A 15,610-nucleotide genomic window follows, 5' to 3' on the forward strand; every position below is an offset into this window, starting at 1 on the left:
AGCTTTGATCAACTCGTTGCTCATGATGCTCGGTTCTGCAGGTTTTGGGTGTTTCTGGAGAGCGTCTGCAACAGCGATCTCAGACTGGCCCAAACCTTTCACGCAGGATTGACGTGATGACCGAGCCCCTCCTCAGTTTTGATGAACTCAAACGTGCCGCGGCTGCCGGCGAAATCGATACCGTGCTGGTCTGCATGATCGACATGCAGGGACGGCTGGTCGGCAAGCGATTCCAGGTCGAGTTTTTCATCGACAGCGGCCACGAAGAAACCCACTGCTGCAACTACCTGCTGGCCGATGACATCGACATGGAGCCGGTGCCGGGTTACGCCGCGGCCAGTTGGAGCAAGGGCTATGGCGACTTCGTGCTCAAGCCCGACATGTCCACCCTGCGGCGCGTTCCCTGGCTGGAATGCACGGCGCTGGTGCTGTGCGACGTGCTCGATCACCACCACCGCCAGGACCTGCCCCACAGCCCTCGCGCGATTCTGAAAAAACAGGTCGAGCGCCTGCACGCGCGCGGCTACACCGGCATGTTTGCCTCGGAACTCGAGTTCTATCTGTTCGATGAGAGCTACGAGGCGATCCACAAGCGCAACTATCACAAACCGAAAACCGCCGGCCATTACATCGAGGACTACAACATCCTCCAGACCACCCGCGAAGAGCCGGTGCTGCGGGCGATCCGCAAGCATTTGCAGGCATCGGGCATTCCCGTGGAGAACTCCAAGGGGGAATGGGGCCCGGGCCAGGAAGAGATCAACATCCGCTACGCCGATGCCATGACCATGGCCGACCACCACGTCATCATCAAGCACGCCTGCAAGGAGATCGCGCAGCTGCAGGGCAAGGCGATCACCTTCATGGCCAAGTGGCGCTACGACGCCGCCGGCTCCAGCAGCCACATCCATAATTCGCTGTGGGACAAGAACGCGAAAAAGCCGCTGTTCTTCGACGCCAAAGCCGAGTTCGGCATGTCGAAACTGATGCGTGCCTGGGTCGCCGGGCAGCTCAGGTACGCCAATGACATCACCTGCTTTCTCGCGCCCTACATCAACTCCTACAAGCGCTTTCAGGCTGGCACTTTTGCGCCGACGCGGGCGGTGTGGAGCCGCGATAATCGCACTGCCGGCTTTCGTTTGTGCGCCGAAGGCAGCAAGGCCATCCGCATCGAATGCCGCATCGGTGGCGCCGACCTCAACCCCTACCTGGCCTTTGCCGCCTTGATCGCTGCGGGCCTGGCCGGTATCGACGAGAAGCTCGACCTCGCGCCGCCGTTCGAAGGTGACGCCTACCTGGATGAGCATTTGCCGGAAGTATCCAAGACACTGCGCGAGGCGAGCGCCGCACTCAAGGCCTCCAGCATGCTGCGCAAGGCGTTCGGCGACGAGGTGGTCGACCATTACGTGCACACCGCCGAGTGGGAACAGAAAGAGTACGACCGGCGAATCACCGACTGGGAATTGCAGCGCGGCTTCGAGCGCTATTGAGAACATCATGACTGCGAAGGTTCAACTGATCTCCCCGGTCGATGGCCGGGTGTACGTCGAACGCGAGGTGGCCGATGCGGCGCAGGTCGAGCAGGCGCTGACAGCCGCTGCCAGCGCACAGGTGTCATGGCAACGCCGCTCACTGAGCGAACGCGCGGCGTTTTGCACGGCCGCGGTGGACGCGATGCTGTCGATGCAGACGGACATCGTGCCGGAGCTGGCCTGGCAGATGGGCCGCCCGGTGCGTTATGGCGCCGGCGAGCTGCGTGGATTTGCCGAACGCGCCCGGCACATGATCGCTATCGCGCCGCAGGCCCTGGCGGATGTGGAGCCAGAACCCGTGGCGGGATTTCGACGCTATATCAAGCGCGAGCCGCTGGGCACGGTGCTGGTGGTCGCTCCGTGGAACTACCCCTATCTGACGGCGGTGAACACGATCATTCCGGCGTTGATGGCCGGCAACAGCGTGATCCTCAAGCATGCGTCCCAGACGCTGCTGGTGGGCGAGCGCTTCGCCGAGGCCATGCGTCGCGCCAAACTGCCCGAGGGGCTGTTCCAGAACCTGCTGCTCGACCATGTATCGACCGGGGCGATCATTGCTTGCGGGCGCGTGCAGCAGGTGAATTTCACCGGCTCCGTGGAGGCGGGCAAAGTCATGGAAGGCGCCGCCAGCGGACAATTTCTCGGCATGGGCCTGGAGCTCGGCGGAAAGGACCCGGCCTATGTCCGCGCAGACGCCAACCTTGAACATGCGGTGGAAAACCTGGTGGACGGCAGCTTCTTCAATTCCGGGCAGAGTTGCTGCGCCGTGGAACGTATCTACGTCGACCGGAAAATCTTCCCGGTGTTTGTCGAGCGCTTCGCCGAACTGACCCGCCAGTACGTGCTGGGCAACCCGCTGGACGAAGCCACCACCCTCGGTCCGCTGGTGACACCGGGCGCCGCATTTTTCGTCCGTGGGCAGATCGCCGAAGCGCTGGCCCAAGGTGCGACGGCGCTGATCGATCCGCAGGCATTTGCCGCCGACGTACCAGGCAGCGCCTACCTCGCGCCGCAAGTGCTGGTGGATGTGAACCATCAGATGTCGGTCATGCGCGACGAAAGCTTTGGTCCGGTAGTCGGCATCATGCCGGTGGCCAGCGATGACGAGGCCATCGCCTTGATGAACGACAGCCCGTTCGGGCTCAGCGCCTCGCTGTGGACGCAAGATCTCGCAGCGGCCGAACGCCTGGGCAACGCCATCGCCACCGGCACGGTGTTCATGAACCGCTGCGATTACCTCGACCCGGCACTGGCCTGGACCGGCGTGAAGCACAGCGGGCGCGGCGTCACGCTGTCGCCATTGGGCTACGAACACCTGACCCGCGCCAAATCCTTTCATCTGCGTCACGAGGTGTAGACCATGAACCTGACAGGAAACTGGAACTACCCCACCAGCGTTCGTTTCGGTGTCGGGCGCATTGCCGAACTGGCTGACGTCTGTCGCAGCCAGGGTATCGAGCGGCCGTTGCTGGTGACCGACAGCGGCCTGGCGCGCGCGCCGATCACCACGGCTGCGCTGGACGCGTTGCGTGCCGCAGGTCTTGGCGTGGCGCTGTTCTGTGACCTCAAGCCCAACCCGGTGGAAGCCAACCTGGCCGGCGGGCTCGACGCCTGGCGTGCCGGCAAGCACGACGGCGTGATCGCTTTCGGCGGCGGCAGCGGCCTGGACATGGGCAAGCTGATTGCCTTCATGAGCGGCCAGACCCGTCCGGTCTGGGACTTCGAAGACATCGGCGACTACTGGACCCGCGCCGACGAAAGCCGCATCGCCCCGGTCATTGCGGTGCCGACCACGGCGGGAACCGGTTCCGAAGTCGGTCGCGCGGCGGTGATCATCGACGAGCGCACCCACACCAAACGCATCATCTTCCACCCGAAAATGATGCCGCGCGTGGTGATCAGCGACCCGGCCCTCACCGTCGGCATGCCGGCCAAAATCACCGCCGGCACCGGCATGGATGCATTCGCCCACTGCCTGGAAGCGTACTGCGCCCCCGGCTTTCACCCGCTGGCCGATGGCATTGCCGTGGAAGGCATACGCCTGGTGGCCAATGCACTGGTGAAGGCGGTACACACACCCTCGGACCTTGAGGCGCGCGCGCAAATGCTCGCGGCGGCGGCGATGGGCGCCACGGCATTCCAGAAAGGCCTGGGCGGGATGCATGCGCTGTCGCATCCGGTGGGCGCGCTGTACGACACCCATCACGGCATGACCAACGCCACCTTCATGCCTTATGTCCTGCAATTCAATCGCACGGCCATCGAGGAGCGCATCACCCGCCTGGCGGCGTACCTGCGCCTGCCCTCCCCGGGGTTCGACAGTTTTCAGGCCTTCGTCCTCAAGCTGCGCAAGGACATCGGCGTGCCCCATACCCTGGTTGAACTGGGTGTGGATGACCAACAGGCCGACCTGATCGCTGACATGGCGATTGTCGACCCCTCCGCTGGCGGCAACCCGCTGTCATTGACCCGGGAAGGTGTGGCAAGGATTTTCGACGCGGCATTACACGGCCGTCTGTAGGAGCGAGCTTGCTCGCGATGAACGTCAACGATGACGCGGGGAGCCTGACACCCCGCGTCATTCACAAGTCCATCGCGAGCAAGCTCGCTCCTGCAGAAAACCAAGGTCGAGCCTACGGCGGCTCAGTTCGGCCTGTCCAGAACCTGAAGGGGCACACATCATGAACCCAGCAAGCCAGCCCGGCACCGACGCGCACGACGAGGACGTCAAGGTGCTGCACAGCATGGGCTATGCCCAGCAACTCTCGCGACGAATGGGTGTTTTCTCCAACTTTGCCATTTCCTTTTCGATCATCTGCATCCTCTCGGGTGGCATCAACTCGCTGGCCCAGGGCACCTCGGGCGCGGGTGGCATATCCATCGGCATCGGCTGGCCGATCGGCTGCCTGATCTCCGGGGTGTTCGCCATGGCCATGGCGCAGATTTCCTCGGCCTACCCCACCGCTGGCGGCCTGTACCACTGGGGCTCGATTCTCGGTAACCGCTTCACCGGCTGGCTGACCGCGTGGTTCAACCTGCTGGGGCTGGTCACGGTGCTCGGGGCGATCAACGTCGGCACCTATTACTTCTTTTTCGGTGCCTTCGGACCGGCACTGGGCATGGAGGACACGACCACGGTCAGGGTGATTTTCCTGGCGATCCTCACCGGCCTGCAGGCCCTGTGCAACCACCTGGGCATCGGCCTGACCGCCAAGCTCACCGACTTCTCCGGCTACCTGATTTTCGCCACGGCGCTGGCGCTGACCATCGTCTGCCTGATCTCGGCGCCCAGCTATGAATTCGCCCGGTTGTGGACCTTCAACAACTATTCCGGCGAAGTGGGCGGCAGCGTCTGGCCGCAGGTCTCGAACGGCTGGATCTTCATGCTCGGCCTGCTGCTGCCGATCTACACCATCACCGGCTATGACGCCTCCGCGCATACTTCCGAGGAAACCCGCAATGCGGCCATGTCGGTGCCCCGTGGCATGGTCATGTCGGTGGTCTGGTCCTTGCTGTTCGGCTGGCTGATGCTCAGCGCGTTCGTGCTGATGCTGCCGAGCATGGACGAGGCGGCCAAACAAGGCTGGAACGTGTTTTTCTGGGCCATGAATACGCAGGTGAACCCGTTGCTTCGGGACGTGCTGTACGTGGCGATTTTCATCTCGCAGGTACTCTGCGGGCTGGCCACGGTCACCTCGGTCTCGCGCATGATCTTCGCGTTCTCCCGGGATGGTGGCCTGCCTTGCTCGAAAGCGCTGGCCTCGGTGTCGCCGACCTTTCGCAGCCCGGTGGCGGCGATCTGGACCGGTGCGACCCTCGCCGTGCTGTTCGACTGGGGCTCGTCGGTGATCTCGGTCGGGGCAACGCCGGTCTATACCATCGTGGTGTCCTGCACGGTGATCTTCCTGTTCTTCTCCTTCGCCATCCCCATCGTGCTCGGCCTGTTTACCTACGGGACGTCGAAGTGGCCGACCATGGGGCCGTGGAACATGGGGCGCTTCTGGTACTCGGTGTTCGCCCTCCTCTCGGTCCTGTCGATGGTGATCATCTTCGTCATCGGCATCCAGCCACCGAACGACTGGGCGCTGTACATCACCATCGGCTTCCTGATCCTGACCGCCATCGTCTGGTTCGGGTTTGAAGCGCGACGCTTCCAGGGGCCGCCGGTGGGCGACATGATCGTCAAGCGCCAGGCTGAAATTGCCGCGGCGGAAGCGGCGTTGAACAGGAAATAGTAGGAGCGAGCTTGCTCGCGATGGTCGTTAACGATAACGCGTGTTTACTGGCTAAACGCGGCGCTCTTGAGTCCATCGCAAGCAAGCTCGCTCCTACAGGGTTCGGGCGTCATCAACCGGGCTTTTTTGCAGGCTGATGATCTATCCTGTGCCTCCCCCGATTCCACCCCGGAGAGACCAGTGCCCGCCCTCACCGCCCGCGAGGTTTACCAACAGTTGCGCGATGCCGCCCAGGGCATTCGCATGTTCAAGCGAGTCGACGAAGCTTGCGAGTCCAGCCAGGTGCGGGTCGACATCGACGGCTGGCGCCTGACGCTCGACGTCGACGCCGGCCACTTGCGCCACTGCTTGCACGGCCAGAGCCCCGATGGCCGTGAGTATGCGTTCGATAACGGGCAGCGCTTCGGCACCGACCCGGTGAGTCTGCTCAGCACCTGGGAACTGGCGCAGATTGAACGGCTGCTGGCCTGAATCCTTCGCAACCTATCGTTCCCTGGCCGTACTTGTGATACACAAGCCGCAGTGTTTCTGCGTCCAAGGAGGTTCTGCCCATGCCCCGTTCACTACGCTTGCCGCACTGGCTGGCCTGCACCCTGCTCGGTTTGTTCACGGGTGGTGCCCTTGCCGGCACGACGCCCCCGGCGCCCGATGCCTTGCAACCCTTGCTGGCGACCATGAATGAGCGGCTGAACATCAGTGAACTGGTGGCGCTGACCAAGTGGGACAGCGGCAAACCGGTCCAGGACAACGCCCGGGAAGCACAGGTCATCGCCAACGCCAGGAAGCAGGCGGCCCAGCGCAAGCTCGACCCCGACGATGTCGCCGACCTGATCGCAGCGCAGATCGAAGCCAGCAAACTGCTGCAATACGGCCGGCTCGCGCAATGGCAAGCGGCGCACAAGGCACCGGACACCCCACGGCCGGACCTCAACAACGAAATTCGGCCAAAGCTCGACAACCTGCAAAACCTGCTGCTCAAGCAATACGCCGCCTTCCTGCCCTACCGTAAAGACCCGAACTGCCCGCAATGGCTGGCCACGGAACGCTCCGCGCTGATCAAGGATTACCTGCATGGCCAGGCGATGATTCGTGCAACAGGCGAGTTGTGTCGTGGGGCGATGACGTCAGATGAGCCACACTGAAACCCTCGCCAAAATCCTCCTCGGCCCGCTGTTGCTGGTGCAGGGCCTGTACACGCGACGGGTGACGCCCAGGTTGCCGGAGGCCGAAGGTGAACGCCTGGGCGAGGCCGGCAGTGGCGACGTTCTGCGCTTGTTGATTGTGGGCGACAGCGCCGCTGCCGGTGTGGGTGCGGCGACTCAAAGAGAAGCCCTGAGCGGTCGGCTGGTCGAGCGCCTGGCCGATGATTATCGGGTGTCGTGGAAACTCTTGGCGCGCTCCGGTCTGGATTCGCAAGGGTTGCTGGAGTTGCTGGAACAGCACGCCCCGGAGCCGTTCGATGTGGCGCTGTTGTCGATTGGCGTCAACGATGTCACCAGTTCACTCTCGCTGGATCAGTGGCTCGCTCGGCAACGGCGATTGATCGCGCTGTTATGCGACAGATTTGCGGTGAGGCAGATTGTGCTGTCGCCGCTTCCGCCCATGCATTTGTTCCCCGCCCTGCCGCAACCGCTGCGCTGGTTCCTGGGGTTTCGCGCGCGTCGTTTCAATGCACAGCTTGCAGACCTGGCCGCACGCATGGATCAATGTACGCTGCTGAGCACCCCGCTGGCACCCGAACCCGGCTTGATGGCCAGCGATGGTTTTCATCCGGGGCCGATGCTCTACCGTCAATGGGCCGACGATGCCGCCAGGGTGATCGACCAACGTTTTCGCACCACCACAATAAAAACAGGAGTTGAAGATGTCTGAGCTGAACCTGAACCCCAACGTCGCAGCGTCCCTGAAACAATGGCACGCGATGATCGACAAGCGCGACTTGAGCGCCTTGCCCGATATGCTCGATCCGCAGGCGGTGTTCCGTTCGCCGATGGCGCACAAGCCGTATCCGGGGGCGCCGGTGGTGTCGATGATCCTCAACACAGTGATGAACGTGTTCGAGGAGTTTGCCTATCACCGTGAACTGGCGACGGCGGATGGCTTGAACGTGATTCTCGAATTCAGCGCCAAAGTCGGCGAGAAAGAGCTCAAGGGCATCGACATGATCCGCTTCGACGAACACGGCAAGATCGTCGAATTTGAAGTGATGGTGCGACCGCTGAGCGGCTTGCAGGCGTTGGGTGAGGAAATGGGACGGCGCCTCGGTGCTTACCTGAAGGCCAGCAAGGCCTGACTGCCTGCCCCTCCCCTGTAGGAGCGAGCTTGCTCCGGGCGGCGTTCCGACGATGAACTCAAGGGCGCCGCGTTTAGTCAGCAAGCACGCGTTTTCGTTAACGACCATCGCGAGCAAGCTCGCTCCTACAGGTACAGGTTTTGTGTAAATCCGGGAGCCATCACACCATCGGCTGGTGGCTGGTCACGCAGTGAATGCCGCCTCCGCCCGCGGAGATCGCGTCGATGTCGAGCTGCACCACCTCGCGGTCCGGGTAGAGTTCGGACAGCAGGTCGAAGGCTTTGGCATCGGCTTCCTTGTCGCCGAATTGCGGTGCGATGATCGCGCCATTGATCACGAAGTAGTTGATGTAGCCGGCGGCAAAATCCGGGTTGTCCTTGCTGAACTTGCTGTTGCGCGGGTTGAGCGGTGGCGACACGGTATGCACCTGCAATTTGCGACCACCGGCATCCGTGGCGTTTTCGAGGATTTCCAGGTGGGCGCGAGTGACCTTGTAGTCGTAGGACTCGGGGTCGTTGTCGAGGTTGGCGATCACCACACCGGGCTTGACGAAGCGCGCATAGAAGTCGACATGGGCGTCGGTGATGTCCTTGCCCTTGATCCCCGGCAGCCAGATGATTTTGCGCAGGCCCAGCCGTTCTTTCAGCTCTGCTTCAACTTCGGCCTTGCTCCAGTCGGGATTGCGATTGCGGTTGATCCAGCTGCTTTCGGTCATGATCCCGGTGCCGTGGCCATCCACTTCGATGCCACCGCCCTCGCCCACCAGCTCGCTGCGCAGGTAATCCGCCTTGGCGTCTCCGGCGACCAGGGCGGCCAGTTGCGCATCCTCCTCATGCTGCTGCTTGTTGCCCCAGCCATTGAAGTTGAAGTCCACGGCACCGAGGTCGCCGTTGCCATCGACGACAAAATTGGCACCGATGTCGCGCATCCAGATGTCGTCCAGCTCGGCGATCACGAAGGTGGTGTTGTGGCTGCCGCATTTGGTTTCGGCCAGGCGCCGTTCGCTCTGGCGACAGAACACGGTGACCGGCTCGTATTCGGCTATCGCGCGGGCAATCCGGCCAAGGGCGTCTTGCACGTGGGGCGTGAAATCCTCCCAGATCGCGGCCTGTGCGCCAAAGGCGATGAAGGCCCGCTGGTGTTTGTCCCCTTCATCGGGCATGTACCAGCTGCCTTTACCGGCCGCTCGCACTGGCAGGGAGGCAAAGCCCAATCCCATGGACACCACCGCGCCCAGTCCGGCGACGAGCGATACCTGCTTGATGAATGTTCGACGTGTCGGCATGTATTTTCCTGATATCTCGGGTGTGGCCGGCCCTGGGGCCGGCCGGTGATCATTTAACGGTAGCGGTTTTGAACTTGGTCCAGGTGCGCATGCGCGCCCGCATGTCGGACTGAGGTATGTCCTTGCCGGGAATCAGCCGCGCGTAGGTGGCTTCATCGAGGTAGATGTCCGGGTTGTTGCGCATCGCGGCATCGACGTCCGGCCGCGCCTTGGCGTTGGAGGTCGGGTAGCCGGTGAAGTTGCTGATGGCCGCCATGTTCTGCGGGCGCATCACGAAGTTGATGAACGCGTAGGCGTACTCCGGATGCTGCGCGTCGACGGGAATGGCCATGGTGTCCATCCACACCGTGGTGCCTTCGCGGGGAATGCGGTAGTGGAAGGTGGTTTTCTTGCCGGCGCTGTCAGACGTGCGCTGCGCCTGGGTCATGTCGCCGCTGTAGCCGAGGGACATGCACAGGTTGCCGTTGACCAGGTCAGTCACCGGTTGCGACTGGAACTTGCGAATGTACGGCCGCAGCTTCATCAGCAGCTCGCTCGCCGCCGCCAGGTCGGCTGGCTTGGCGCTGCGTGGATCGCGGCCGAGGTAGTTGAGCACCACGGCCAGCACTTCGTCCGGCGAATCGATCATCGAGATGCCGCAGTCGGCGAACTTCGCCGCCAGTTCCGGTTTGAACAGCATGTCCAGGCTATCGACAGGTGCGTCCGGCGCACGCTTGGCAATCTGCTCGGCGTTGTAGGTCAGGCCGATGGTGCCCCAGGTATACGGGACCGTGGCCTTGCTCGAATGCTCATAGTGCGAGCGCAGCTTTTGCAGGCCGGGCTCGACGTCGTTCAGGGCGGTGATCTTTGACGGGTCCAGAGGTTGCAAACTGCCGGCGCGCATCAGGCGTTCGGCCACGGTGTCACCGGGGAAGATCAGGTCGTAGCCACTGCCGCCGGCGAGCATTTTCGCTTCCAGGGTTTCACTGCCGTCCATGACGTCGTAGATCACCTTGATCCCGGTTTCGGCGGTGAACTTGTTGAGGGTGTCCTCGGCAAAATAATCGGCCCAGTTGTACAGCCGCAGGGTTTTCTCCTCGGCGTGCAGCGCAGGCACCGCGCAGCTCAGCGCCAGCCCCATGGCCAGGCACAGCTTGTTGATCGTGTTCATGTCACACCCCTTGGGTTGCCCAGCGTGAATGGATCTGACGACCGTCCTGGGTCAACAAGGCGCCGTACATTTCCGGCCGGCGATCGCGGTAGATGCCCCAGGTCAGGCGGTCTTCGCGCATGGCCGCCAGGTCCAGGCTGTGGACCAGCACGCCGGTGCTGTCGCGGTCGGCCTCGGCGAGCAACTTGCCCTTGTGGTTGCAGATGAACGACGAGCCATAGAAGCTCATTTGCAGGGTCGGGTCGGTGGTCGCCGCTTCCCGGCCAACACGATTGGCGGCCACCACCGGCAGCAGGTTGGCGGCGGCGTGGCCGCGCATGGTCATCTGCCAGTGATCGCGCGAATCCAGGCTGGCGCAGCCAGGCTCGGAGCCGATGGCCGTGGGGAACAGCAGCACTTCGGCGCCCATCAGGGCCAGGCAGCGGGCGGTTTCGGGGAACCACTGGTCCCAGCAGATGCCCAGGCCGATGCGCCCGAACGCGGTGTCCCAGACCCGGAAACCGCTGTCGCCGGGGCTGAAGTATTCCTTCTCCTGATAGCCGATGGCGTTGGGGATGTGGGTCTTGCGGTACACGCCCAACAGACGCCCGTCGGCGTCGGCCACGCTCAACGAATTGAAGTAGGCATTGCCGGCCTTCTCGTACCAGCTCAGCGGCAGCACCACCCCCAATTCCCTGGCCAGCGCGGCGAAGCGCTTGAGCACGTGACTGTCGCGATACTCCTCGGCCAGCGCCAGGTGCTTGTGGTGTTGCTCGATGCAGAAATACGGCGTGGCGAACAGTTCCTGCAGCAGGATGACCTGCGCGCCCTTGGCCGCGGCCTCGCGGACCAGTTGCTCGGCCTGATCGAGGTTGTGTTTGAGGTCCCAGGTGCAAGGCATCTGGGTGGTGGCGATGGTCAGCAGTGTCATGACATCAACCCCGCACCGGCCAGGCCGGCTGTTGCTGGGTGATGCAATGCACACCGCCGCCGCCATGGGCCAGATGGTTGATCCGCACCGGCACCACTTCGCGCCCCGGGAATGCCTGCGCCAGCACTTCGGCCGCGACGTTGTCGGCATCGATGCCATAGGCCGGCATGATGATCGCACCGTTGGCGATGTAGAAATTGGTGTAGGAAGCGCAGAACACTTCGGCCTCGGTGTCTACCGCGTCGGTGGCTTCATAGAGTTCGATCAGCTCGAACTTGCGGCCCTGGGCGTCGGTGGCCAGCTCCAGGGCTCGGCGGTTCTCGCGGGCCACTTCGGCGTACACCGATTGCTTGTCGTGGGTGGCGTCCACCAGCAACACGCCGGGACGGGCAAAGGCGCACACGCCGTCGACGTGGCCGTCGGTCATGTCGCCGGTCACATAGTCCGGATCGCCCGGCAGCCAGATGGTCTTCTTCACACCCAGCAGGCGGGTGAAGATCTCTTCGATCTCGGCCTTGGTCACGCCCGGATTGCGATTGGGGTTGAGCAACACCGACTCGGTGGTGATCAGCGTGCCCTCGCCGTCCACATGAATCGCACCGCCCTCGTTGCTCAGCGCCGTGCCGAAACACTCCAGCCCCAACTGGTTGAGCGCACGACGGGCCAGGCTTTCGTCCAGATCGTGGGCCGACTTGCCGCCCCAGGCATTGAAACGCCAGCTCACACCGGCCAGGCCTTGCTGCGGGTGGCAGACGAAGCTCGGGCCGGAGTCACGGCACCAGCTGTCGTTGACCGCCAGTTCGATCAACTCGATGTTCGGCCCACACAAGGCCTTGGCGCTGGCGACTGCCGACGGGTCGACCACCAGTTTCACCGGTTCGAAACGGGCAATGGCGTTGGCCACGCGGGCGAAGTCCTCTTGGACCTGTGGCAGGGTCACCCGCCAGCCGGACTCCCAAAGGGTCTTGTTGTGCGGCCAGACCATCCAGGTGGCGGCGTGGGTGACCCACTCGGCTGGCATCGTCCAACCGCTGTTTTGAATTGCGTTCTGCTGCATGACAAGTACCTCTAAGTTAAGTCATTGTGTTCAATGAAAACGGCCTTGGCGGTCTTGGCATGCATGCTACGGCTGGTAAAACGGGCAAACAAACGATGGATTTTGCAGGCAACTGATTAGAGGAACTTATCGATATGCTCAAACACTGGCCGCCCCTGAGCACCCTGCGCGGCTTCGAAGCCGCCGCCCGGCTGGGCAGTTTCCACAAGGCCGCCGAAGAGCTGCACCTCACCCAATCGGCGATCAGCCAGCAGATCCGCAGCCTTGAGGCTTACCTGGAACAACCGCTGTTCTATCGCAGCGGGCGCAGCGTCAGCCTGACCGATGCCGGTCACGATCTGCTAAGCACCACCCAGGCGTTATTGCAGCAACTGGCGGTGGGCATTCGCCGGTTGGGGCAATACCAGAAGCCCAATCAACTGGTGCTCAACACCACCCCGGCGTTTGCCCGGCACTGGTTGTTGCCGCGCCTGGGGGATTTCCGTCGGCAGCATCCGCAGGTCGACTTGTGGATTTTCAGCACCGATGAAGTGCCGGACATGGCCAGCCAGACCATCGACCTGGCGGTGCGCGACGACATCAGCTCCCAGGCCGAATGCAGTTTCAAGGTGCTGCACGCCGACCGCCTCTACCCGGCGTGTCACCCGAGCCTGTTGGCCGTGCCGGTGGCACAGCGCACCACCCTGCATGGCGAGCGGGAAATGGACTGGAGCCACTGGGCGGTGGAATCGGCAATCGATATGGGGCAGATGGATCAGGGGCTGAATTTTTCCGATCCGGGTTTACTGCTGGACGCGGCCTGCAGCGGGCTCGGCATTGCGCTGGTGAGCCAGTTGCTGAGCCGGCAGGCGCGGGCCAATGGACTGTTGCAGCCGATGGTGGAGCAAACCATCCGCGGCCCGAACTGGGCGCTGCTGACGCACCGTGACAGCGAGAACATCCCGATGGCGCGGGCCTTTACCGAGTGGCTGGTCGACAATCTGGCGGCCGACCAGCAGGCCACGGCGTGATTATTGCGCCGGGAAGGTTTGCAGGTAGGCGAGCAAGTCTTCGATTTTTTCCGGATCGCTGAGGCCCCAGAAAATCATGCGGGTGCCGGGGACGACCTTCTTCGGTGCTTCGAGGTAGGCGATCAGGGTTTCGCGGTCCCAGACCAGATTGGCTGATTTCATCGCATCGGAATACACGTAGTCCGTGGTTACGGCGGAGTGGCGACCGATCACGCCATTGAGCTGCGGGCCAAAGAAGGCACGCGCCGATTCGCCGATCTGATGGCAGCCGCTGCAGAGGCGCTTGAACACTTTTTCCCCGGCCTGCGCATCGCCTGCGGCAAGGGTGGGTGTACAGAGCAGACCGGCGGTGAGTAGCGATGCGAGAGTCAGTGCGGCGAGATTTTTCATGTTGCGATTCCAGTCGGGTGTTGCCGGATGGCTATTGGAACATGCGCGCCGGGGATATCCCAAGTGATCAAATGGACGCAATCCCTGTGGGAGCGGGCTTGCCCGCGATAGCGGAGTGTCAGTCGACTTCAATATTGAATGATGCACCGCTTTCGCGGGCAAGCCCGCTCCCACAGGGTCTGGTGTATGGCTTACTTTTTGGATTGAGATCGGGATGTATTGAGCTCGATTGCCGCCTGAATCAACGCCGTCAGGGCCTTTTCGTCGATCAACTCACCCTCGCGAATATCGATCGCACGGCGGGTATTGCCTTCAAGGCTGGCGTTGAACAGCTTCGCCGGATCGTCCAGCGAAGCGCCCTTGGCGAAGGTCATCTTCACCACTTGTTTGTAGGTTTCGCCAGTGCAGATGATGCCGGCACGAGACCACACCGGCACACCCCGCCACTTCCACTCTTCAATCACTTGCGGGTCGGCCTGGCGGATGATCTGGCGGATGCGGGCCAGGGTTTCGCCGCGCCAGTCGGCCAGTTCGCGGATTCGCTCGTCGATCAGTGCCGAGGCTTCGTTTGAGTCAACCTTGTCCGTTTGCATACCCGTCTGCACCTTCTTCATGAGGGTTGTGACCGATGAGGGTAGACGGTGTTCGAGGTTTTTTAAGCGCAGGGGACTAACGGCAGCACAACGCGATACGGCTGGCAGGTTTCTAGTGTTTGCTCATCAATCCATGCAGCACGCCGAACCGCAATCCCGGCTCGGAGGCAATCATATGCGTGATCCCGAACACCTTGAACGCCGCCAGCATCACTACCAGGCCGCCGGGCAAGATGCTCAGGCGATGGGTGGGCAGCCCCGCCAGCTTGAGGTGTTTCACATGTTTGACTTCCAGCAGGCGCAACGACAGGCGCAACAGGCCGCCGTAGGTGATGCCGCTTTGACCGTCGTCATTGAGGCCATTGGCCTTGAGCACCTTGGCCAGCATCCGCGCCGTGCCTGAAGAACCGATCGCCTGCTGCCAGCCCATGGCGCGGTAACGGCGGGCAATGCGTTCGAATTGCACCGTGGCTGCGCGCTCGGCCTCCAGCAACGCTTCGGCGATGATCCGCCCGCCGTGGAAGTAATGCGCACCGAAGGTGCCGCTGCCGATGGCAATGCTCTCGGTGACCAGCAACCGGTCGCCACGGCCGATGATCATTTCCGTGGAGCCGCCGCCGATATCCACCACCAGCCGCGTGCTTTGCGCCGGCAAGGTGTGGGCCACGCCGGCGTAGACCAGTTGCGCCTCTTCGTGACCGGAAATGACGTCGATGCGAAAACCCAGGTGGCGCTCGGCACTGGCCAGGAACAGCGGCGCGTTGTCAGCTTCGCGCACGGCACTGGTGGCCACCGCCCGCACGCGCCCCGCCTCGAAACCGCGCAATTTCTTGCCGAATCGCGCCAGCGCCTGCCAGCCCCGGTCCAGCGCCAGCTCATCGAGTGCCCCGCCCTGCAGGCCTTCGGCCAGACGCACCGGTTCACGCAGGGTCTTCACTTCCTGGATGACCATCTGCTGGTTCCGTCGCACCGACTGGCCAATCATCATGCGAAACGCATTGGAACCCAGGTCGATGGCGGCAAACAGCGGGGCGTCTTTCATAGGGGATCCTTGCACATTCATCTGCCGGCAGGCTGGCGGTCGCCGGGCACTCAAGACGGATTGCGAGGATCTTGCCATTACTTCGATGACACCCAGATGACACCACCGGGCAT

16 protein-coding genes are annotated in these 15,610 nt (G+C 62.8%); 9 read left to right on the plus strand and 7 right to left on the minus strand.

The genetic code is table 11. The features are described from left to right. Positions 1-116 precede the first annotated feature (116 nt). The 8 genes from ACLD1X_RS15170 (at position 117) to ACLD1X_RS15205 (ending at position 8,060) form a co-directional block, all read left to right on the plus strand. Positions 117-1,490 (plus strand): glutamine synthetase family protein, encoded by a 1,374-nt coding sequence (locus ACLD1X_RS15170; RefSeq protein WP_429368938.1) that lies wholly within the window; start codon positions 117-119, stop codon positions 1,488-1,490. A 7-nt stretch (positions 1,491-1,497) separates the two neighbouring features. Next, positions 1,498-2,889: an aldehyde dehydrogenase family protein gene (locus ACLD1X_RS15175; RefSeq protein ID WP_429368940.1), complete on the plus strand. Its 1,392-nt coding sequence runs from the start codon at positions 1,498-1,500 to the stop codon at positions 2,887-2,889. A gap of 3 nt (positions 2,890-2,892) precedes the next feature. Beyond that, positions 2,893-4,053: an iron-containing alcohol dehydrogenase gene (locus tag ACLD1X_RS15180; RefSeq protein ID WP_429368942.1), complete on the plus strand. Its 1,161-nt coding sequence runs from the start codon at positions 2,893-2,895 to the stop codon at positions 4,051-4,053. A gap of 160 nt (positions 4,054-4,213) precedes the next feature. After that, the gene (locus ACLD1X_RS15185) at positions 4,214-5,767 is read left to right on the plus strand and encodes an amino acid permease (protein ID WP_429368944.1); all 1,554 of its coding nucleotides are present in this window, start codon (positions 4,214-4,216) and stop codon (positions 5,765-5,767) included. A 180-nt stretch (positions 5,768-5,947) separates the two neighbouring features. Next, positions 5,948-6,238: a DUF7693 family protein gene (locus ACLD1X_RS15190; RefSeq protein ID WP_429368945.1), complete on the plus strand. Its 291-nt coding sequence runs from the start codon at positions 5,948-5,950 to the stop codon at positions 6,236-6,238. 80 nt (positions 6,239-6,318) lie between these two features. After that, positions 6,319-6,909, plus strand: coding sequence for a chorismate mutase (locus ACLD1X_RS15195; protein WP_429368947.1), 591 nt, complete (start codon positions 6,319-6,321; stop codon positions 6,907-6,909). Continuing rightward, entirely contained in the window at positions 6,896-7,639 is a 744-nt protein-coding gene (locus ACLD1X_RS15200) for an SGNH/GDSL hydrolase family protein (RefSeq protein WP_429368949.1), read from the plus strand. Before ACLD1X_RS15195 ends, ACLD1X_RS15200 begins: the two co-directional genes overlap by 14 nt. Further along, positions 7,632-8,060, plus strand: a complete 429-nt coding sequence (locus tag ACLD1X_RS15205; RefSeq protein WP_429368951.1) for a nuclear transport factor 2 family protein — start codon at positions 7,632-7,634, stop codon at positions 8,058-8,060. Before ACLD1X_RS15200 ends, ACLD1X_RS15205 begins: the two co-directional genes overlap by 8 nt. Positions 8,061-8,220: 160 nt before the next feature. Here ACLD1X_RS15205 and ACLD1X_RS15210 read toward each other — a convergent pair whose 3' ends face one another. Genes ACLD1X_RS15210 through ACLD1X_RS15225 form a run of 4 tightly spaced genes read right to left on the minus strand, consistent with a single transcriptional unit; the run spans position 8,221 to position 12,462 of the window. Then, complete coding sequence (locus ACLD1X_RS15210; protein WP_429368953.1) at positions 8,221-9,345, minus strand: agmatine deiminase family protein; 1,125 nt, start codon at positions 9,343-9,345, stop codon at positions 8,221-8,223. A 49-nt stretch (positions 9,346-9,394) separates the two neighbouring features. Then, entirely contained in the window at positions 9,395-10,495 is a 1,101-nt protein-coding gene (locus ACLD1X_RS15215; protein ID WP_429368955.1) for an extracellular solute-binding protein, read from the minus strand. Position 10,496: 1 nt separating this feature from the next. Beyond that, entirely contained in the window at positions 10,497-11,405 is a 909-nt protein-coding gene (gene aguB / locus ACLD1X_RS15220; protein ID WP_429368957.1) for an N-carbamoylputrescine amidase, read from the minus strand. Between the two features lie 4 nt (positions 11,406-11,409). After that, positions 11,410-12,462, minus strand: a complete 1,053-nt coding sequence (locus ACLD1X_RS15225; protein ID WP_429368959.1) for an agmatine deiminase family protein — start codon at positions 12,460-12,462, stop codon at positions 11,410-11,412. 134 nt (positions 12,463-12,596) lie between these two features. On the opposite strand from ACLD1X_RS15225, the gene ACLD1X_RS15230 reads away from it, so the two are divergent. Next, positions 12,597-13,472: a LysR substrate-binding domain-containing protein gene (locus ACLD1X_RS15230; RefSeq protein WP_429368961.1), complete on the plus strand. Its 876-nt coding sequence runs from the start codon at positions 12,597-12,599 to the stop codon at positions 13,470-13,472. Here the strand turns inward: ACLD1X_RS15230 and ACLD1X_RS15235 are convergent, their stop codons facing one another. The 3 genes from ACLD1X_RS15235 to ACLD1X_RS15245 form a co-directional block, all read right to left on the minus strand. Further along, entirely contained in the window at positions 13,473-13,862 is a 390-nt protein-coding gene (locus ACLD1X_RS15235) for a c-type cytochrome (protein ID WP_429368963.1), read from the minus strand. 191 nt (positions 13,863-14,053) lie between these two features. Next, positions 14,054-14,455: a DUF1801 domain-containing protein gene (locus tag ACLD1X_RS15240; RefSeq protein WP_429368965.1), complete on the minus strand. Its 402-nt coding sequence runs from the start codon at positions 14,453-14,455 to the stop codon at positions 14,054-14,056. Positions 14,456-14,567: 112 nt separating this feature from the next. Further along, entirely contained in the window at positions 14,568-15,497 is a 930-nt protein-coding gene (locus ACLD1X_RS15245) for a Ppx/GppA family phosphatase (protein ID WP_429368967.1), read from the minus strand. Between the last annotated feature and the right edge of the window lie 113 nt (positions 15,498-15,610).

Origin of the sequence: Pseudomonas sp. 18173 (genome assembly GCF_050432945.1) — a bacterium.
Classification (GTDB): domain Bacteria; phylum Pseudomonadota; class Gammaproteobacteria; order Pseudomonadales; family Pseudomonadaceae; genus Aquipseudomonas.

Excerpts from the sequence above, each read along its gene's own strand:
- ACLD1X_RS15170 (WP_429368938.1), top strand. The coding sequence starts at position 117 with ATGACCGAGCCCCTCCTCAGTTTTGATGAACTCAAACGTGCCGCGGCT.
- ACLD1X_RS15175 (WP_429368940.1), top strand. The coding sequence starts at position 1,498 with ATGACTGCGAAGGTTCAACTGATCTCCCCGGTCGATGGCCGGGTGTAC.
- ACLD1X_RS15180 (WP_429368942.1), top strand. The coding sequence starts at position 2,893 with ATGAACCTGACAGGAAACTGGAACTACCCCACCAGCGTTCGTTTCGGT.
- ACLD1X_RS15185 (WP_429368944.1), top strand. The coding sequence starts at position 4,214 with ATGAACCCAGCAAGCCAGCCCGGCACCGACGCGCACGACGAGGACGTC.
- ACLD1X_RS15195 (WP_429368947.1), top strand. The coding sequence starts at position 6,319 with ATGCCCCGTTCACTACGCTTGCCGCACTGGCTGGCCTGCACCCTGCTC.
- ACLD1X_RS15200 (WP_429368949.1), top strand. The coding sequence starts at position 6,896 with ATGAGCCACACTGAAACCCTCGCCAAAATCCTCCTCGGCCCGCTGTTG.
- ACLD1X_RS15205 (WP_429368951.1), top strand. The coding sequence starts at position 7,632 with ATGTCTGAGCTGAACCTGAACCCCAACGTCGCAGCGTCCCTGAAACAA.
- ACLD1X_RS15210 (WP_429368953.1), bottom strand. The coding sequence starts at position 9,345 with ATGCCGACACGTCGAACATTCATCAAGCAGGTATCGCTCGTCGCCGGA.
- ACLD1X_RS15215 (WP_429368955.1), bottom strand. The coding sequence starts at position 10,495 with ATGAACACGATCAACAAGCTGTGCCTGGCCATGGGGCTGGCGCTGAGC.
- aguB (WP_429368957.1), bottom strand. The coding sequence starts at position 11,405 with ATGACACTGCTGACCATCGCCACCACCCAGATGCCTTGCACCTGGGAC.
- ACLD1X_RS15225 (WP_429368959.1), bottom strand. The coding sequence starts at position 12,462 with ATGCAGCAGAACGCAATTCAAAACAGCGGTTGGACGATGCCAGCCGAG.
- ACLD1X_RS15230 (WP_429368961.1), top strand. The coding sequence starts at position 12,597 with ATGCTCAAACACTGGCCGCCCCTGAGCACCCTGCGCGGCTTCGAAGCC.
- ACLD1X_RS15235 (WP_429368963.1), bottom strand. The coding sequence starts at position 13,862 with ATGAAAAATCTCGCCGCACTGACTCTCGCATCGCTACTCACCGCCGGT.
- ACLD1X_RS15240 (WP_429368965.1), bottom strand. The coding sequence starts at position 14,455 with ATGCAAACGGACAAGGTTGACTCAAACGAAGCCTCGGCACTGATCGAC.
- ACLD1X_RS15245 (WP_429368967.1), bottom strand. The coding sequence starts at position 15,497 with ATGAAAGACGCCCCGCTGTTTGCCGCCATCGACCTGGGTTCCAATGCG.